Origin of the sequence: Cellulophaga baltica, assembly GCF_900102165.1 — a bacterium.
In the GTDB taxonomy this organism is placed as follows: domain Bacteria; phylum Bacteroidota; class Bacteroidia; order Flavobacteriales; family Flavobacteriaceae; genus Cellulophaga; species Cellulophaga baltica.
The window spans coordinates 14,900-31,927 of record NZ_FNBD01000008.1; the positions used below are offsets into that span (position 1 = coordinate 14,900).

The 17,028-nt window shown below is 35.6% G+C and carries 16 protein-coding genes; 10 read left to right on the forward strand and 6 right to left on the reverse strand.

What is annotated here, in order from left to right; all coding sequences use genetic code 11:
* Positions 1 to 9: 9 nt before the first annotated feature.
* From BLQ19_RS14080 to BLQ19_RS14095, 4 genes are all read left to right on the forward strand, one after another.
* On the forward strand, positions 10 to 810 hold the full coding sequence (locus BLQ19_RS14080; RefSeq protein WP_074538770.1) for a hypothetical protein: 801 nt from the start codon (positions 10 to 12) through the stop codon (positions 808 to 810).
* Positions 811 to 948: 138 nt separating this feature from the next.
* Complete coding sequence (locus BLQ19_RS14085) at positions 949 to 1,164, forward strand: hypothetical protein (protein ID WP_024480734.1); 216 nt, start codon at positions 949 to 951, stop codon at positions 1,162 to 1,164.
* A 367-nt stretch (positions 1,165 to 1,531) separates the two neighbouring features.
* Positions 1,532 to 2,302: an SDR family NAD(P)-dependent oxidoreductase gene (locus tag BLQ19_RS14090; protein ID WP_074538771.1), complete on the forward strand. Its 771-nt coding sequence runs from the start codon at positions 1,532 to 1,534 to the stop codon at positions 2,300 to 2,302.
* Positions 2,303 to 2,413: 111 nt separating this feature from the next.
* Entirely contained in the window at positions 2,414 to 2,848 is a 435-nt protein-coding gene (locus tag BLQ19_RS14095; RefSeq protein WP_074538772.1) for an RbsD/FucU domain-containing protein, read from the forward strand.
* Positions 2,849 to 2,902: 54 nt separating this feature from the next.
* Here the strand turns inward: BLQ19_RS14095 and BLQ19_RS14100 are convergent, their stop codons facing one another.
* Together BLQ19_RS14100 and BLQ19_RS14105 are read right to left on the reverse strand one after the other, a co-directional pair.
* Positions 2,903 to 5,032 (reverse strand): catalase, encoded by a 2,130-nt coding sequence (locus BLQ19_RS14100; RefSeq protein ID WP_074538773.1) that lies wholly within the window; start codon positions 5,030 to 5,032, stop codon positions 2,903 to 2,905.
* A 183-nt stretch (positions 5,033 to 5,215) separates the two neighbouring features.
* Complete coding sequence (locus BLQ19_RS14105) at positions 5,216 to 5,368, reverse strand: YqaE/Pmp3 family membrane protein (RefSeq protein WP_029446430.1); 153 nt, start codon at positions 5,366 to 5,368, stop codon at positions 5,216 to 5,218.
* A 262-nt stretch (positions 5,369 to 5,630) separates the two neighbouring features.
* Here BLQ19_RS14105 and BLQ19_RS14110 point away from each other — a divergent pair, with 262 nt between their 5' ends.
* Positions 5,631 to 6,077, forward strand: a complete 447-nt coding sequence (locus BLQ19_RS14110) for a response regulator (protein ID WP_024480730.1) — start codon at positions 5,631 to 5,633, stop codon at positions 6,075 to 6,077.
* A 185-nt stretch (positions 6,078 to 6,262) separates the two neighbouring features.
* Positions 6,263 to 7,114 (forward strand): SDR family oxidoreductase, encoded by an 852-nt coding sequence (locus BLQ19_RS14115; RefSeq protein ID WP_024480729.1) that lies wholly within the window; start codon positions 6,263 to 6,265, stop codon positions 7,112 to 7,114.
* Positions 7,115 to 7,185: 71 nt separating this feature from the next.
* Here BLQ19_RS14115 and BLQ19_RS14120 read toward each other — a convergent pair whose 3' ends face one another.
* Positions 7,186 to 7,731, reverse strand: coding sequence for a hypothetical protein (locus BLQ19_RS14120; RefSeq protein WP_074538774.1), 546 nt, complete (start codon positions 7,729 to 7,731; stop codon positions 7,186 to 7,188).
* 219 nt (positions 7,732 to 7,950) lie between these two features.
* Here BLQ19_RS14120 and BLQ19_RS14125 point away from each other — a divergent pair, with 219 nt between their 5' ends.
* Positions 7,951 to 9,762, forward strand: coding sequence for an alpha-amylase family glycosyl hydrolase (locus tag BLQ19_RS14125; RefSeq protein ID WP_083332254.1), 1,812 nt, complete (start codon positions 7,951 to 7,953; stop codon positions 9,760 to 9,762).
* A gap of 141 nt (positions 9,763 to 9,903) precedes the next feature.
* Positions 9,904 to 11,661: an FAD/NAD(P)-binding protein gene (locus BLQ19_RS14130; protein WP_074538775.1), complete on the forward strand. Its 1,758-nt coding sequence runs from the start codon at positions 9,904 to 9,906 to the stop codon at positions 11,659 to 11,661.
* Positions 11,662 to 11,745: 84 nt separating this feature from the next.
* On the opposite strand, the gene BLQ19_RS14135 is transcribed toward BLQ19_RS14130, so the two are convergent.
* Both BLQ19_RS14135 and BLQ19_RS14140 read right to left on the reverse strand, forming a co-directional pair.
* Positions 11,746 to 12,072 carry a SemiSWEET family sugar transporter gene (locus BLQ19_RS14135; protein ID WP_254788382.1) on the reverse strand — a complete coding sequence of 109 codons (327 nt, stop codon included), beginning with the start codon at positions 12,070 to 12,072 and terminating at the stop codon, positions 11,746 to 11,748.
* Complete coding sequence (locus BLQ19_RS14140; protein WP_074538776.1) at positions 12,032 to 12,430, reverse strand: hypothetical protein; 399 nt, start codon at positions 12,428 to 12,430, stop codon at positions 12,032 to 12,034. The genes BLQ19_RS14135 and BLQ19_RS14140 overlap by 41 nt, the downstream gene beginning before the upstream one ends.
* 313 nt (positions 12,431 to 12,743) lie before the next feature.
* Between BLQ19_RS14140 and BLQ19_RS14145 the strand changes: the two genes are divergently transcribed.
* Positions 12,744 to 13,304 (forward strand): DUF421 domain-containing protein, encoded by a 561-nt coding sequence (locus BLQ19_RS14145; RefSeq protein ID WP_081688240.1) that lies wholly within the window; start codon positions 12,744 to 12,746, stop codon positions 13,302 to 13,304.
* A gap of 110 nt (positions 13,305 to 13,414) precedes the next feature.
* Here the strand turns inward: BLQ19_RS14145 and BLQ19_RS14150 are convergent, their stop codons facing one another.
* Positions 13,415 to 15,910 carry a PAS domain-containing sensor histidine kinase gene (locus BLQ19_RS14150; protein ID WP_074538777.1) on the reverse strand — a complete coding sequence of 832 codons (2,496 nt, stop codon included), beginning with the start codon at positions 15,908 to 15,910 and terminating at the stop codon, positions 13,415 to 13,417.
* A 520-nt stretch (positions 15,911 to 16,430) separates the two neighbouring features.
* Here BLQ19_RS14150 and BLQ19_RS14155 point away from each other — a divergent pair.
* Positions 16,431 to 16,991: a hypothetical protein gene (locus tag BLQ19_RS14155; protein WP_074538778.1), complete on the forward strand. Its 561-nt coding sequence runs from the start codon at positions 16,431 to 16,433 to the stop codon at positions 16,989 to 16,991.
* Positions 16,992 to 17,028: the final 37 nt, after the last annotated feature.

The following is a 17,028-nucleotide window of genomic DNA, read 5'->3' on the forward strand; positions in this document are numbered from 1 at the left end:
AAATTCCTATTGAAGCATTTCTTTACTATTACACTGCAAATTATACTCTTTACCCTTCTAACGGTTATCACTCAAATTGGAGGCCTTATTTATATATTTAGCCTTATCATTTCAAAGAAATGGCGTATACCGGTAAAATTTAAAACGGCAGCTATTTTTTTAGGGCTATACTTAATGGCTACCCTGCTTCTGGTTCCTATAATTGCGCCACTTTTTGGGCGTGAAAAAATAGTAAATTCAGAAAAAATTCGCCCTACCAACTATATGACTGTATTGCTCAATAGAAATTATGTAGTTCCTGAACTTAATAAACTTTTGCTTCACACAGCTACAGCATTAGCAGATACTCCTATTAAAATTAGCTATTTAGATGCCAATTTTCCCTTTCTAAATAAATTTCCTCTCCTCCCCCATTTAAGTCATAATGATGGCAAAAAAATAGATCTAAGTTTGGTGTACGAAACTCCCGAGGGCATTATTGTAAACCAGAAAAAATCAGTGAGCGGCTATGGAGCTTTTGTAGCTCCTAAACCTGAAGAATACAACCAAATAGAGAACTGTTTGACCAACGGTTATTTTCAATATGATTATCCAAAATACCTGACTTTAGGCAGTATTAATGCTTCTCTTGTATTCTCTGAAAAAGGCACAAAGGAACTAATGCAAGCCATACTACAAAATGAAACCTTAGGAAAATTATTTATAGAACCCCATTTAAAAACCCGAATGGATTTAAAGCATAAAAAAATACGGTATCATGGCTGTAGGGCTGTGAGGCATGATGACCACATTCACATACAATTAAAGTAGGAGCTGTACTCCGTAGGATAAAAAGATAGGCCTATACTACTACGAGGGGCCATATCCTTAAGTAGGCAAAAAAATGCTAATAATGTTCAGCAACTAGTTAAACAATAGCAACCTTAAACTATATAAACGAATCTAAAAATGAAATCAATTACCGTCTTTATTTTTAGTATAATTCTAGGATTAATTATTGGATATGTGGCAACGAAAAACTACTATCAGGAAAAGATTGATCCCGCTGAAACCATTCATCAACAACAAGAAAAATTAGTGGAAACCTTTCAACAAATAGATGACTATTTTAAAAAAATACAAGAAGGTACTGAAATTATTTTAAGTGATAAAAAAAGCCATTAAAGCGTATAGCGATAGTTTTAAAGGAGGTGATTGTTTTAGCGTCACTTCTAAGTTGTACGAAAATGGTTATTTAGAGGTTAAAGAGCGAAATTGTAAAGAGGTAAATATTCTCTAGAAGTATCAAAACGTAAATTTTTAAAAAGTAAGAACGGCGTCGCTTTTATTATTCCCTGAAAAATAGGCCATTCACCATTAGAAGCTTATTACTTGATTAGTCTATAACATTTTGAGATGCATACGGTACTTTTCGTAGGTTTTCTGCAAATAGTTTGCTATATATTATATTTGTAAAAAACGAAAAAGGATTCACCTTGAGGATTCTTTTAAGTTTTATACTAAAAATAAATTCTACTAGAAGCTAAAACATATGAAAAACAGTACTAAATTATCTGGGAAAAATGTTCTAATCACTGCTGGCGCACAAGGTATTGGCGAGGCAATTACAAAACATTTTATTGATAGCGGAGCCAATGTAGCTATCCATTATTTTTCTAGTGCAGAAACCGCTAACCAATTGACAGAATATGCAACGAGCAAAGGGCAAAAAGCGATAGCTATCAGTGGCGATTTGACAAAAGAAGCAGATGCGAATGCCTTGGTTGCTAAAACAGTAGAAGCCTTAGGTAGTTTAGATATCCTAATTAATAACGCTGGATCTTTAGTAGCGCGTAGAATGTTAAACGAAATGGAAGCCGAATTTTGGCATAAAGTAATGGATATTAACCTTACTTCTATGATGTTTGTTACTAAAGCAGCTGCTCCTCACCTAGCTAAAAATGAAGCGAGTAGTGTGGTAAATTTAGCATCACTCGCCGGCCGTAAAGGTGGGCATCCTGGATCATTAGCTTATTCTACTAGTAAAGGAGCTATATTAACCTTTACGCGTGCGCTTTCTGCAGAATTAGGACCTCAAGGTACTCGTGTAAATGCAGTTGCTCCTGGGCTTATTCTAGGAACATCATTTCATAATACACATACCACAAAAGAATCTGCCGCAGTAACAACGGCAGGCATTCCTATTCAACGTGCAGGAAATGCAGACGATGTGGCTAGAGCCGTTATTTACTTAGCTTCAGAATTTGATGGTTTCATTACTGGTGCCACTTTAGACATCAATGGTGGTGTCTATAATATGTAATAGACAATAACAGCTCCGTATTTCATAATACACGGCCTGTAAAATAGAAAAGACAAGTAACGACGACACAGCGTATCTTTTCTGCTTAATTCATTTTTAAAAATAAAATATATGCTAAAGACACCAGTAATTCACCCTACAATAATGGAAGCGCTTGCACGTTCTGGGCATTTTGCTCAGGTAGTTATTGCAGATGGGAATTTGCCTGTTGGTGCTATGACCGGTCCTAATTCTACTATGGTACATTTAAATTTTCGCCCGGGATTGTTAGATGCGCTTACGGTTCTTGAAGGTATTTTAGAAGTATGTCCTATTCAAGGGGCTATCGTTATGGAAAAACCTGCAGAAGCTAACGCAGAAATACATGATGCCTATAAGCAGCTTTTAGGAGATGTAACGTGGGAGGCTATGGAACGCTGGGCCTTCTATGATAAAATAAGAGAACCTGCTACTACATTGATTATTCAAACAGGTGAACAGCGTCGTTTTGCTAATTTAATTTTAACGGTTGGGGTGGTAAAAATGGCGGAAGAAAGTAATTTTTAAGCATAAAAAAAGCCTAGAGATTTTGAAAGAATTTCTCTAGGCTTATATTATAATTTATACTGCTATTTCTGCAGCGACATCCATTCGCTCCCAATTACGGTGCTTTGCAACGGCTGCAATAAAATCTTTAGGATCTTTATTGATGAATACTGCAGCATCATTCTTAAAATCTACAACGGCAGTAGCATCCAATAGCGTTTCACCTTCATGAGCCACCGCAATAGCTTTACAGTGTTTAAAAGCCTCATTAATAAATTTGGTGAATTTTGATTTGGCTAAAAGTGCGTCTATAGACTTTTTACCGCCTGGAATATAAATGGCATCGAACAATACGCTTTCCGTAGTCATTATCGCAGCATCTACTTTGTGCTCCATTTTTTCATCACACAATACCGTGCCTCCGTGTGGCGCCACAAGCTTTACTACTGCATTTTTTGCTTCTAATGCCTTCTTCATGGCTTCAAAATCTTTCATATGAAAACCATCAGCAACTAAAAATGCGATTTGTCGTGTAGCTATCGTATCAAATTTTGTGTGTGCCTGACTTAATTCAGGAGACTCTTCTAAATATATTTTTTTCTTTTTAGGTTGATGATCTTCCACATTAGCATTGGCTCCAATAGCTTGGTTGATAGGCCTTTCAATATCATCCGGCACTTTCATCCCTAGGTTATCGGCCACTTCATTGGCAAGCGCTTCATCAATCTGAGCTATGATCCATAGCATACGTGATTTAATATGATCATGCGTACATTTCCCTAACTCAAAAGAATAGGCATCAATCACATGATTTTTCTCCCAAGAGGCTAAGCTTCGGTAAAACAATGCTGGTTGCGAAAAATGGTCACTGAAGCTTTCACTTCTGGTGCGTATTTTATGCGCATCTATGCGTTCTTGGTAGGATTCAAATCCGCCTTCTTCTACCGAGGATAAATAGGGACATCCGCCACCTAAAGAATTTGGAAAATATGCGGTATTTCCTTTCGGAATTTCCATTTGCATGTGTCCGTCTCTTTGATTGTTGTGTACAGGTGCTACCGATTTATTAATGGGCAACTGATGAAAATTATGACTTCCTAAACGCGATAGTTGCGTATCTCGGTAAGAAAAAAGGCGCCCTTGTAATAAAGGATCATTAGTAAAGTCTATTCCAGGAACTACATTACCTGGTAAAAATGCCACCTGTTCTGTTTCCGCAAAAAAGTTATCCGGATTTCTATTTAAAACCATACGCCCAATAATCTTCACAGGTACCATTTCTTCCGGAATAAGCTTGGTAGGATCTAATAAATCAAAATCGAACTTGTGCTCATCTTCTTCAGGAATTATTTGAAGTCCTAATTCCCATTCTGGGAACTGCCCAGCATCTATAGCTTCCCATAAATCTCTTCTGTGAAAATCTGAATCTGCACCACTAATTTTTACGGCTTCATCCCAAGTAACGGAATGTACTCCTAATTTTGGCTTCCAATGAAATTTTACGAAATGTGCTTTTCCTTCCTTATTAATCAGCCTAAAGGTATGTATCCCAAAGCCCTCCATCATTCGCAAGCTACGTGGAATTCCGCGATCACTCATCACCCAAATATGGTTGTGTAGGGTCTCTGTAGTTAAAGACACAAAATCATAAAAAGTGTCATGAGCGGAAGCTGCTTGTGGAATTTCATTATTAGGTTCTGGCTTCACAGAATGTATTAAATCTGGAAATTTCATGGCATCCTGAATAAAGAAAATAGGCATGTTGTTCCCTACCAAATCCCATGTACCTTCTTCCGTGTAAAACTTAACGGCAAAACCTCTCACATCGCGTGCTAAATCTGTGGAACCCTTAGAACCGGCTACCGTAGAAAAACGTGCAAATACAGGGGTTTTTCGTTGAGTATCGGTAAAAATACCCGCTTTGGAATATTCTTCAATACTTTCATAAAGTTCAAAGTATCCATGGGCAGCACTACCTCTAGCATGCACGATGCGCTCCGGAATACGCTCATGATCAAAATTGTGGATTTTCTCTCTCAGTAAAAAATCTTCAAGCAAAGTGGCACCTCTAGGCCCAGCTTTTAAGGAGTTATTAGTATCATTAACTTTTAAACCTTGCCGTGTGGTTAAGGGCTTATCTGTATAATCTACCTTATAATTTTCTAATTGTTTGTCTTTTTCTGTAGGTGTTCTTTTATCATCCATTGTGTTAGGGTTTTAAGTGTTTCCAATAGTGGCCTCAATCGGAGATAAAGCTAAATAAATGTAAAAATTTGAACTACCTTAAAAAAAAGAATGATTAACTCAATTGCAAGATTCGATGATGCTTGAAATCAAAAAACGCCACTGTTTACACAGTGGCGTTCATCAACTAAACGACTCAAAATTTTATTTATTAACTATAAACGCATGTATCACGCCTGGCAACCAACCAATAATGGTCAACACGACGCTTATCAGAAAAGTAGTTCCTAAACCGTGCTTTAAAAAAACGGCTAACGGTGGTAAAAATATATTTAATAGTATTGTTATCAATGACATAATTTATTGTTTTTTGTTTCTACAAAGTTACCATAGCTTTATCGGATAGATTAACCCAATACGATGAAATCTTTGCTAATATGCTTCATAGTCCATGTGATCCGCTCCAAATAAAATCATTATTTATTGTTTATAATAGTGCTAATATCAATTTTATTTATTAATTTAAAGTTAAGAATCGATAATCTTTATTTTTTTGGAAGACTCAATCGAAAAATAAACTAATTTTACCAACTACAATAAAACAAATTTCATTGCGTATATGACTGACAAAAAATTGATATTATGGTTAGTTGATGACGATGAAGATGATAGATCTTTCTTTATAGAAGGACTAGAAAGTTTAGACGTAAATTTTGAGTTGAGAGAATTCGCTAATGGCAAAGAACCGCTATGCTTCTCCGACGCCAATAGTGACATTATCCCCGATATTATATTTTTAGATTTAAACATGCCGGTCATGAATGGTACGGAATGTTTAGAACTTATTAGAAGTCATAAAACGCTGAAAAATGTTATTGTGGCTATGTATTCTACCTCTTCAAGTGGTCTAGACATCCAATGTTGTTATGAAAAAGGGGCCAATCTTTATGTAATTAAACCTAACCGATTTCAAGATTTAAAGAACTGTATGCAGAAAATTCTGAGTATGAACTGGTCAGATTTCTTATGCAACTTTCAGAGAGAGCACTTTATCCTTAAAGTATAAGCTGCATCACACTTATAATTTCCTTATTAACTATTGCTATAAATTTCTACTCTAGATGAGATTAGGGTAACTTTTCATGCATTAGCATCAATCATTTTCTATAAACAAGTTTTTCTTTGTAGGGACTATTCACATATATATGGATAGCACTCAACATAACAATTCAACACTTAAAACTAGGACTAATGGGTAAGGATTTAAAAGAAAAAGATGCACAAGAAATAGGAAGACCAGGATTGGAATCGGCCATGAATGAAAAGCCTGAGATCATAAAATCTACTTATAAAGGTAGTGGAAAACTAAAAGGAAAAGTAGCTTTAATCACGGGTGGCGACAGCGGTATTGGACGCGCCATAGCGGTACATTATGCCAAAGAGGGCGCAGATATAGCTATAGCATACCTAAACGAGCGTAAAGATGCGGAAGAAACAGCCGATATGATAGAAAAAGAAGGCCAAAACTGTATCAAGATTAGTGGCGACCTTAAAGATTTTACATACTGCCAAGATCTTATAGAGACTGTGATAAAAACCTACGGTAAAATTGATATTTTAGTCAATAATGCCGCAACACAATATGTAGAAGAAGAGTTCTCTGCAATTTCTATTGAACACTTAGAAGAGACCTTTAGAACTAATATTTTATCTATGATTTACCTGACGCAACAGGCGTACCAATACATGGAAAAAGGGGCTAGAATTATCAATACCACTTCAGTTACCGGATACAAGGGTCATAATGAACTTATAGATTATGCCTCCACAAAAGGAGCTATTACTTCTTTTACAAGATCATTATCTGCACAATTAGCACCAAAAGGCATTCTTGTAAATGGTGTAGCTCCAGGCCCTATTTGGACACCTTTAATTCCTGCTACCATGACAGGCATAGAAGATTTTGGAAAAAATACGCCTTTAGGTCGTTGCGGACAACCATCGGAAGTTGCTCCTGCTTATGTGTATTTAGCAGCAGAAGACTCTAGTTATATGACAGGACAGATTTTACACATCAATGGCGGTATCGTCGTGGGTGGTTAATGACTACTTAAAAAAAGGACTTAAGAACAGAGAGAAAATTTCAATACTCCAAGTTGAAATTTTCTCTTTTTTTACGACTCCTCCTCGCTATCCGTGGTATCCTTTTTTATGGTCAACGGATGATCTTTCTCCCCTAGCCCTACAATTCTTATAATATTTACTACGGTATTATACAGCATTAGCACAACAACAATTAATGCTGAACTTAAGATACTAGAAACAATCAAACTCCCATAGTAAATTGCATTAAACCAATTATCCGGAACATTATCAGATTCTGTAATAGGAAGATTAAAGATTAAAAACGAAATCAAAGCGATTATAAAAACCGCGGTATCTATTTTAGCAATCTGTAGCACATGTAAATAATGATCTCTTTTCAGTTTTGTATTCGAGGCAGAACTCATACTCAAGAGCGTTAACAGTAAGGCCAAAATAGTAGCAGAAGCCAACACAATGGTATTGCAAAGCATATTTAATCCTGATAAGGAATGTTTAATTAACACTTTTGCTTCATAACCACTCAACTCTCCTAATAAAAAGGTTCCTGTCATGATGGCCACTAAAGAAATTACCCCGCCAATAATTGCTCTTTTTGTATACTTACTGATGCCCATTAGTTCTTTTGTTTTTAAGGTCTGAAAAGTACATTCCTTTTTAGAGCTGCTATACTCTATTCCATATAAGATTTAACACAATCGCAACACATGCAAAGCTCCTAAAAATAATAAGGCACAAAGCAATTAGGGTTAACAAAAAATCTATTAGGGATACTGATACTAAGGTACTAAGACTACTTTAGATGGAAGAAAACAAGTACTTAAAAATATAAAAAAATGGCTGAATTAGCATATAAAGAGATGGATATGACCATTAACAAATCTCAGGGAATGGGAGCTGTTTTAAAAGATGGTAAAACAACATTTAGAGTCTGGGCTCCAAATGCTGAAAAAGTTTTTGTAATGGGTTCTTTTAATGATTGGAAGCGGACAAACATGCCGCTCGCTTTAGAAGAAAATGGGTACTGGGCAGCAGCCTTTGATTCGGTCAAAGAAGGTGACGAGTATAAATATATTATCCATGCCAATGGTAAAGAATATGAACGTAATGACCCGTATGCTTTTGAAGTTACTAGTAGTATAGGAAACTCTATTGTAAGAACATTGAATTTTGATTGGGGTGATGATAATTTTAAAATGGCCCACTGGAATGAATTGGTTATTTATGAATTGCATGTAGGTACATTCAATAGAAAAGATCCTAACGAAGTGGCTGATTTTGATAGTGTGATAGAAAAACTTCCCTATTTACAAAAATTAGGGATAAACTGTATTGAGTTACTCCCAGTTGCCGAATTTGCAGGAGGTATTTCATGGGGCTACAATCCTGCTCATCCGTTTGCTATAGAACAAGATTATGGAGGTCCTGATGCTTTTGCAAGATTTGTAAAAGCTGCTCATGAAAAAGGAATTGCGGTAATTATAGATGTGGTATATAACCATTTAGGACCTTCCGATGTAGACTTATGGCAATTTGATGGTTGGGGCGAAGATAAGGGAGGTATTTATTTCTATAACGACCATAGGAGCGCTACGCCATGGGGAGATACTAGACCTGATTATGGCAGACCAGAAGTGCGGCAATACCTTCGGGATAATGCCTTGATGTGGATTGAAAAATATAAATGTGATGGCTTACGAATGGATGCTACTTCCTATATACGTTATGAGGGTGGCGGACTAGGTTATGATACTGAAATTGAAGAAGGGAATATTTTAATGCGTGATATAAATGCGGAATTACAAGAGAAATACCCACATATACTCACCATTGCAGAAGATTTAAAAGGAGATAATATCGTGACTGACCCCATTGAACACAATGGCTTAGGTTATGGAAGCCAATGGGATATGAATTTTGTACACCCCGTGAGAGAAGTACTAGAAGATCCTTATGACACTTCTAGAGATTTACAAAAAATTATAGATGCTTTAGAATTTAAATATAGTACAGATGTCTTTACTAGAATTGTATATACAGAATCTCATGATGAGGTGGCCAATGGTAAAGCAAGAGTTCCGGAAGAAATACAGCCTGGAGATGCTGAGAGCGCTTTTGCTAAAAAACGCGCTATCTTAGGAATAGCTTTAACCTTAACCGCACCAGGGATACCCATGCTGTTTCAAGGACAAGAATTTATTGAAGATGAATATTTTCAAGATACGGAAGCTTTAGATTGGAGTAAATTCGAAAAACATAAAGGCATTCAGAAATTGGTTCGAGACTTAATTTGCTTAAGAACAGGCAAACATGATAGAACCGCAGGGCTAAGAGATCAAGGAATTCAGATAGTCCATTTCAATAATGAGACCAAAATACTGGCATATATTAGAGAAGATAGAGATCATAAAGAACCTGTTCTTGTTATTTTGAACTTTAGTACTATAGATTACCAAAATTATGGAATTGGTTTGGAAAAAAATTCCGATTGGAAGTTGCGTTTTAACAGTTCATGGAATGGTTACGATCCCGATTTTTCTGATTTGGAGATCCAAGGGATTAATCATTATCAAGAAGAAACAGATGGTCAAGAATGGACTGGTAAATTAACTATTCCCGGATATTGCTGCCAAATATATACCTTATAAGAACTTTATTTATATTTTAAAACCCTAAAATAATCTAGTATCCTACCTTGTTTTAGGGTTTTTCTTTTTGGTGTTTGAGTTAATTAGAATGCCTATCAAAAACTAATTTTATGGTCAATTATTACATCATAAATTAACACTATGAAACAAAGCATAGGTATCGTAGGTAGTGGCCCAACAGCCCTCTACGTTCTAAAAAACATAGCCGATAATAGCACGGTAATTTCTAAAGAAATTACTACCATATATATCACAGAAAAAGAAACGAATGCAGGCATAGGCATGCCGTATTCCGAGAAATATACGGAGTTGTGTAATATGTCTAATATCTCCTCTGAAGAGATTCCACTTTTGAGCCAATCTTTAGCCTCTTGGTTAAAAGAGCAACCTGAAGAAGCGTTAGAAGCATTACAAATAGATGCAGACAAGATTTCTGAAACCGTCGTTTATCCTCGGCTTGTCTTAGGGAAGTATTTTAAAAATGAATACGAACATTACAAAAGCCTTTTAGAAAACGCCAACATCAGGGTTGTAGAATTATGCAATGCGGAAGTTATTGATATCATAGCTTCAGAAACGACACAAGAATTTGAGCTAGTTATACAAGATAAGGACCGTATTATCTGTAATGGTGTCATTATTGCTTCAGGTCATGAATGGATTAACGAGGATAATACGCAGCTAGGGTATTTTGCATCGCCTTGGCCTATTACTAAAGTATTACCAAAAAAAGGAACTTATGATAATTATACGGTAGGTATTTTAGGTGCCTCTTTGAGCGCTTTTGATGTGGTCTCTTCCCTCTCTAGAAGACATGGTCATTTTGAAAAACAAGGGGCCGAAATTGAATACATTCCGGATGCAAACACGGAACACTTTACCATAGTAATGCATGATTTTAATGGCTGGTTGCCTCATTTGCAATACGAACAAAAAGAGCCTATGCGAGAAGTCTATAGGCACGTTACAAAAAATGTATTACTCGATTTATTGGATGAAAACGGATTTCTAGGTTTAGATACTTACTTTAATTTAGTATGTAAGCCTGCCTTACGCAAAGCGTTATTTAAAGATGATTTGCTTGATGTGGTAAGCCACTTACAAAACGAAGATTTTGGATTTCTAGATTTTATAGCGGTTATGACTGAAAAACATGAATATCCAGATCCGTTCAAGGGTATGGAAAAAGAACTTGTAGAAGCGCAAAGCGCCATAAAAAAAGAGCAGCCCATTTATTGGAAAGAGGTGATTGATGATTTGATGTATAGCTTAAATTTTCATGCGGAACTTTTAGCTGCCGAAGATCATTATACCTTCCATAAAGAGGTGATGCCTTTCTTATTAAATGTCATAGCTGCCATGCCTTTAGAATCTGCTAAAATTATGCTTGCGCTACACAAAAGAGGGAAACTAAGCTTAAAGAAAGGCGCTGTAAAGCTTCTAGATCAAAAAACAAGCAACCAGAAGGAAACTAGTATAGAGGTGGGGAATGAAAAGATAAGCTATAAAAAGTTTATCACTTGCTCCGGGCAAAAATCGATTTCACTTAAGAATTTCCCTTTTCAATCTCTAGTCCATAGCGGAAAAGTACGTGCCGCAAGAAGCAAAGTATCAAGCATAAAAAAAATGTATGATCTGATTGGAGAACAGCGTCAATTTAATCTTATCAAAAATAAAAAAAGCTGGTATCTAAAATTAAACGGTATTGATATTTCCACCAATTTTAAACTTATCGATGTGTCTGGAAATGAAGTTCCTAATTTGTATGATTTATCGTTTACCCACACCTCTGGACTAAGACCCTACTCTTTTGGATTGCAGTCTTGTGAACTAACTAGCCAAATTGTTGTAGAAGACTTCATCAAATCAATCCAAGAAAAGAGTAGTTTGGTATCATAGCCATACAGACAGCTAGAATACAAAAAAAGAAAGCGTAGTTAGTATGGTGCTAACTACGCTTTCTCTTTTATAAAATTTTTCTAATTAAACAGCTTTACGCTTATACTTAACTATTAATAAAAACATTGTCGCATTTAAACAAGTTGAAATACCATTCGTGATGATGATAGGCACATCTTCAAGGAGTATTCCATAGAGGGTCCAAAGTGAAACACCCATGATAAGAACAAAAAACATATAAGGAGACACATCATTAACTTTTTTGGTGTGCCATGCCTTTATTATCTGTGGCACAGCAGCGCCTGTTGTAAAAATGCCTGCCAGTGTTCCTATGATTTCCTCTAACTCCATAGAATGATCAACAATGGGTTTATAATTTATGTATATGATTTTTGAGTAATTCTTCTTCATCCTGTGAAAATTGATGCTCGTGGAGCACGGTATCATATTTTTCTCTCGCCATCTTTTTAAATTCATCCGTTTTCTCTGCCACCTTCTCAAGTGATACAGTATCTTTTTTATTGCTAATCATAGCAACAAGATCCTCTAACTCATGCTCTGTTGGGTTCTTACATTCAATGTATTTTCCTCCTAAATTATAAATCAGCTGAATCATTTCTTTTGATAAGGTCTCATAATGCTCTTGTTTTGCCTTATAATGCTCTTGTTGTTCTCCCGTAGCTTCTTCAGAAAGTTTTTGATAAACTTCTTTTAAGGATAAGTGAATTTCAGTAATCTCATTTAGGGTGTTGTTTATATCTTGATTCATGTTTCTGTATTTAGATTGTTTATTCGTTATACCGAGAGTGATCTGATTTTAGATAGCACCACATCACTCTAGATTGAAAATAAATTTAAGCTAAATCAACACGGTTAATGAACCCATTCCGTTAAATAATGAACCCTGTTACATCAATAAAAGATAGCTTATCATTCTCTTATCAGAGAATTTACAGCAACTATTCCCTAGCGTAATAAAACACCCAATTTGTGGATTACAGTCAATAGAAATTGATCCGTAGTCCTAATTTTGTAGTCTTAATATTTCAAAAAAACAGTCTAACCACCTAATAAAACTTCTTATGATACTTTATGGTACTTTAAAAATTTCTTCTAATTCTGCAATCAATAAGCTTTTAACGATTGATAAGCAATCCTTGTTCCTAATTGTTTGTTCTGCTATAGGTATTTACTTGGCCATCATTCTATACACTCGTTTATTTGGAAAGAGAAGTTTTTCAAAAATGTCTAGTTTTGACTTTGCAATGACGGTATCTGTGGGTTCTATGGTGGCCACCACGGTTTTGACTAATTCTGTGAGTTTAACAGAGGGTGCCATAGGTTTAGTGATGGTGTACGGACTTCAATTAGCTGCGGCATATTTGCGTAGGTATGAGCCCTTTAGAAAATTAATAGACAACCAACCTACCTTACTGATGGATGGCAGTACCATTCTCAAAGAAAATCTAAAGAAAGTACGAGTAACAGAGGGCGATTTAAGATCCAAATTAAGAGAAGCAAACGTGGTAAAGCTTTCAGAAGTCAAAGCAGTAATTTTTGAAACCACTGGAGATATGGTGGTCCTACATAAAAGTAATGAGGATGACATAGATCCTTGGCTTTTAGAAGATGTAGGTAGGTAACCTATTAGAATTATTCCTGAGCAAGCCTTATTCTAAAGTTGACGTATAAATGATGAGCACCAACTATACGTCAACAAACAGTATTGTTACTGCTTTATAGACCGTGAATTTTATAAAGGTAGATAAAGTTTAAACTCCGCTCCCGCTCCTTCTTTCCCCACTGCAATAATCGCCCCATGATGATTTTCTGCGATCTTTTTAACGATAGCTAAACCAATCCCGGTTCCTTTATATTCCAGCTTACCATGTAACCTTTTAAAGAGTTCAAAGATTTGTTCTGCATACGCTGGATCAAATCCTATACCATTGTCTAAGAAAGAAATTTCTGCATAGGTCTGTTCGCTAGAGAGGTTTAAATATCCCAAATTTTCTCCTGGAACAATTAAGGTTTTAATTTTAATTTTTGGAGCTTCTTCTTCTTTTGCAAATTTTATGGAATTTTCTATCAAATTTTGAAATATCTGCCTAATTTGAAAGGGGATTACCGTAGCGATTGCCAATGAATCATGCGTTAAGGTGGTTTTTGTAGCTTTAATTTTATCCGATAGGGTATCTATCACTTCCAAAAGTACTTCTTGCAAATCTACTTTTTCAAACTTAGCTTCTTGATTAGAGGTCCTTGAAAATGCTAATAAATCTTCAATTAATGTTCGCATTCGCTCTGCGGAACTAATAATTTTATTAAAATCGTGCAATCCTTTTTCAGATAAATTGGCTATTTCCCTACTCGCTACCCTATCTGCAAACATCTGAATTTTGCGCAGCGGTTCTTGCAAATCATGGCTAGACACGTAAGCGAAGGCTTCTAATTCTTTATTTCTATTTTCAAGACTTCTAATAGAGATTTGCAGTTTATCATTAGCCTCTTTCAATTGATTGGTTCTAAGAATAACTTGCTTCTCTAAATTTTTAGAAAAGAGTTCTGATTTTTTACGGGCTTGCACACGGTCTGTAACATCAGTACAGGTGAACATAATTCCGGTCACAACACCATCTAAATCTCTAAGAGGAATGTAATCATAATCTACGTAGAACTCCCAGTACCCATTATCATCTTCAAAAAAGACAAAAGATTCTTTTTCTGATGCCGGAAGTCCCGTCTTCATAACGCCAAGAATTATTTCAGGATATTTAGAAGTGATAAGGTTAGGGAATACCTCTAGCATGCTTATCCCTTCAACTTCATGTCGTTTTTTTCTCCAAATGACGTTTAATAAACTTTCATTCGCCATTTCAATATTCATTTCCTTGCCTCTTAAAATTCCCATGGGAATAGGAGATTGCATGACAAAGTTTTTAAATTGACGTTCAGATTCTTCTAACTCAAATCTAGCTTTAACCGTTTGGGTAACCTCAAAGGCTACCAACATTATCTCAGTGACTACCCCATTCGCTATAATCGGTTCAAAGATAAAATTAAAATATCCGGTTTCCTTTACACCATTGCGCTCCAGTATAAAAGGATATTCATTTCCGAACTGTGCTTTTTTGGTGACAATAAGTTCTTCAAATATGGGGAGTATTCCTGCTTTTATTTCTGTCAACACCTCAAACAAAGGCCTATTATGCGCTTCTTCTAAAGTCTTTTGCCAAATAAAAAGCGCCATATCATTAACCACATTAACCGTGTAATTATCAGCGCTAATAATACAGATGCCTACCGGTATTTCCTTGACCAATTGTCTAAAACGATTCTCATTAAGCTTTAATTGTTCTATACTTTTCTGTTGATCGGTGATGTCTTGTAAAGTTCCATTAAAACGGTAGGCAATGTCATTATCGTTAAACCATGCTCTCCCTAGTGCTCGAACATACCGTTCTTGTCCCGTTTGTTTGTTTCTAATCGTATAGCTTATATCATACTTGCCGCCAGATTTTATCTCAAAAGCTTCTAGAATAGCCCCATTGACCCTCTGCCGATCTTCTTCAATAATAGCATTGGTAGCTTGGTGTAGTTCTATTTTTTCCCTTGTATCTAGACCGAACCAATTCTTTACGCGCGCGTTTGTTTTTAATTTATCATGAATAGGATCATAATCCCAAGTACCTAAATCAGTAGCGTCAATAGCAAACTTAAGTTCATCCTCACTCGCCTTTAATTTCTGTACAGCTTCTATGCTACTGGTTGTTTCCGTGCAAATAGTTAGGATCCCAGAAATTTCATTTTCTTCATTTTTTATGGCGCTATAACCAAACGTCCAATAAGCATCTTCTAGAGTACCATTTCTATTGATAGGTAAAAAGAGGTTTTCTTTCCATGTCGGTTTTCCATCTGCAAAAACTCCATCTAATAAAGGCCCCAACGTAGACCACATCTCACTCCAAGATTCTTTACCTTCTTTTCCTAAAATTCTAGGGTGTTTACCTTTACTACCTAAGCTTATTCTGAAAGCATCGTTATAAAAGCAATAATAATTTGCTCCCCAGTACAACAACATCGGGTAATGGGAATTTAAGAGCAAGGACAAGGTGCTTTTAAGGCTCTGTGGCCAAGAGTTCGGGGTACCTAATGCTGTTTCAGCCCAATTAAAGCTTCGCATTAGTTCTCCCATTTGACCTCCTCCTTCTAAAAAAGCCACGTTTTCTTGCTGTAATTTGTTACTCATAATTAAATGATCTACAAAGTGTTAAGATATGTATTGTTTGATGTCTACAGATAAAGTTGCTACTATCTGGATGTAAATTGAAACATTTATTTTCAATTCACAATTACCACAGTACCGTCAGTATCTAACTAACAAATATAAGTATCGCCCACTTATAATTTTACTACAATTACAGCAAATTATTAACTTGAACACATAAACTTGAAGAGATGATAATTATTAGAAAATTAAAGAGCCCCAACAAAATAAGTTAAAAGTTTAGTCAAGCTTTTCGCCATATAAGGGATAAGTCTTGGTAAGAATCCCTTGAGAACCGTCATTTTAAAAATTTTTATCCTCAGCATTATTCACTGTAAACTGGGTGGTGCTACTCCAAGAGCTTTGCTAATTTTACACTGAAAAGTCCGAAATAATATGAATTGTTACACAGGAATGTTTAGGTGCTAACATTGAGTTAATCGGAATTATATTACGGCCTTTTGCATATTTCAGGCACTAAGAATTCATCGATCCATAAAGCATGAGTACGACTTACGATAATATAAGTATTGAATTTAAAAAGAAAGAACTGCTGTTTCCAAAGGGTTATTATTTCAAATACAGTTCAATACACAAATCAAGAAAGATTGAGGCTAAGGATATCTCTGAAATAAATTTAAACACTATTCCTCCTTCTCTGGTATATAAAGACCAAGAAGTTATATTTCTAAAAAGTGAAAGTACTACTATTTTAGAAAAATTTGCGAAAGAAAACAACATTCCTTTACGTAATAGGTTTGATATTTGGGAGCATATCTGTCGCCCATTTTTAGATACCGCGTTTGAAGAAACTGAAAAAATAGCGGCTATAAAAAAACTGTCTAAAAATGGCATTTCTAAAATAGAATTACAGATAATTCAGAAAAAAATTGCTAAGACCATGTTTCTTAATTGTATTGTTTGGGAATGGGTGTATCTAGGATTGTTTGATTATTTGGATTGGACCTTCCTTACAAAAAAGAAATATTGGTGGGCTATGGAACTAGCATTACACAATTATAAAAACACCTTTACAGAAGATATAGTTCCTACAAAAGAATAAGTCTAGATGCTAAAAAGTATCAAGATAACAATACTTA

What these genes read in the sequence shown, in the direction of transcription:
- BLQ19_RS14085 (WP_024480734.1), top strand. Translation starts at nt 949, where the DNA reads ATGAAATCAATTACCGTCTTTATTTTTAGTATAATTCTAGGATTAATT.
- BLQ19_RS14090 (WP_074538771.1), top strand. Translation starts at nt 1,532, where the DNA reads ATGAAAAACAGTACTAAATTATCTGGGAAAAATGTTCTAATCACTGCT.
- BLQ19_RS14095 (WP_074538772.1), top strand. Translation starts at nt 2,414, where the DNA reads ATGCTAAAGACACCAGTAATTCACCCTACAATAATGGAAGCGCTTGCA.
- BLQ19_RS14100 (WP_074538773.1), bottom strand. Translation starts at nt 5,032, where the DNA reads ATGGATGATAAAAGAACACCTACAGAAAAAGACAAACAATTAGAAAAT.
- BLQ19_RS14105 (WP_029446430.1), bottom strand. Translation starts at nt 5,368, where the DNA reads ATGTCATTGATAACAATACTATTAAATATATTTTTACCACCGTTAGCC.
- BLQ19_RS14110 (WP_024480730.1), top strand. Translation starts at nt 5,631, where the DNA reads ATGACTGACAAAAAATTGATATTATGGTTAGTTGATGACGATGAAGAT.
- BLQ19_RS14115 (WP_024480729.1), top strand. Translation starts at nt 6,263, where the DNA reads ATGGGTAAGGATTTAAAAGAAAAAGATGCACAAGAAATAGGAAGACCA.
- BLQ19_RS14120 (WP_074538774.1), bottom strand. Translation starts at nt 7,731, where the DNA reads ATGGGCATCAGTAAGTATACAAAAAGAGCAATTATTGGCGGGGTAATT.
- BLQ19_RS14125 (WP_083332254.1), top strand. Translation starts at nt 7,951, where the DNA reads ATGGCTGAATTAGCATATAAAGAGATGGATATGACCATTAACAAATCT.
- BLQ19_RS14130 (WP_074538775.1), top strand. Translation starts at nt 9,904, where the DNA reads ATGAAACAAAGCATAGGTATCGTAGGTAGTGGCCCAACAGCCCTCTAC.
- BLQ19_RS14135 (WP_254788382.1), bottom strand. Translation starts at nt 12,072, where the DNA reads ATGAAGAAGAATTACTCAAAAATCATATACATAAATTATAAACCCATT.
- BLQ19_RS14140 (WP_074538776.1), bottom strand. Translation starts at nt 12,430, where the DNA reads ATGAATCAAGATATAAACAACACCCTAAATGAGATTACTGAAATTCAC.
- BLQ19_RS14145 (WP_081688240.1), top strand. Translation starts at nt 12,744, where the DNA reads ATGATACTTTATGGTACTTTAAAAATTTCTTCTAATTCTGCAATCAAT.
- BLQ19_RS14150 (WP_074538777.1), bottom strand. Translation starts at nt 15,910, where the DNA reads ATGAGTAACAAATTACAGCAAGAAAACGTGGCTTTTTTAGAAGGAGGA.
- BLQ19_RS14155 (WP_074538778.1), top strand. Translation starts at nt 16,431, where the DNA reads ATGAGTACGACTTACGATAATATAAGTATTGAATTTAAAAAGAAAGAA.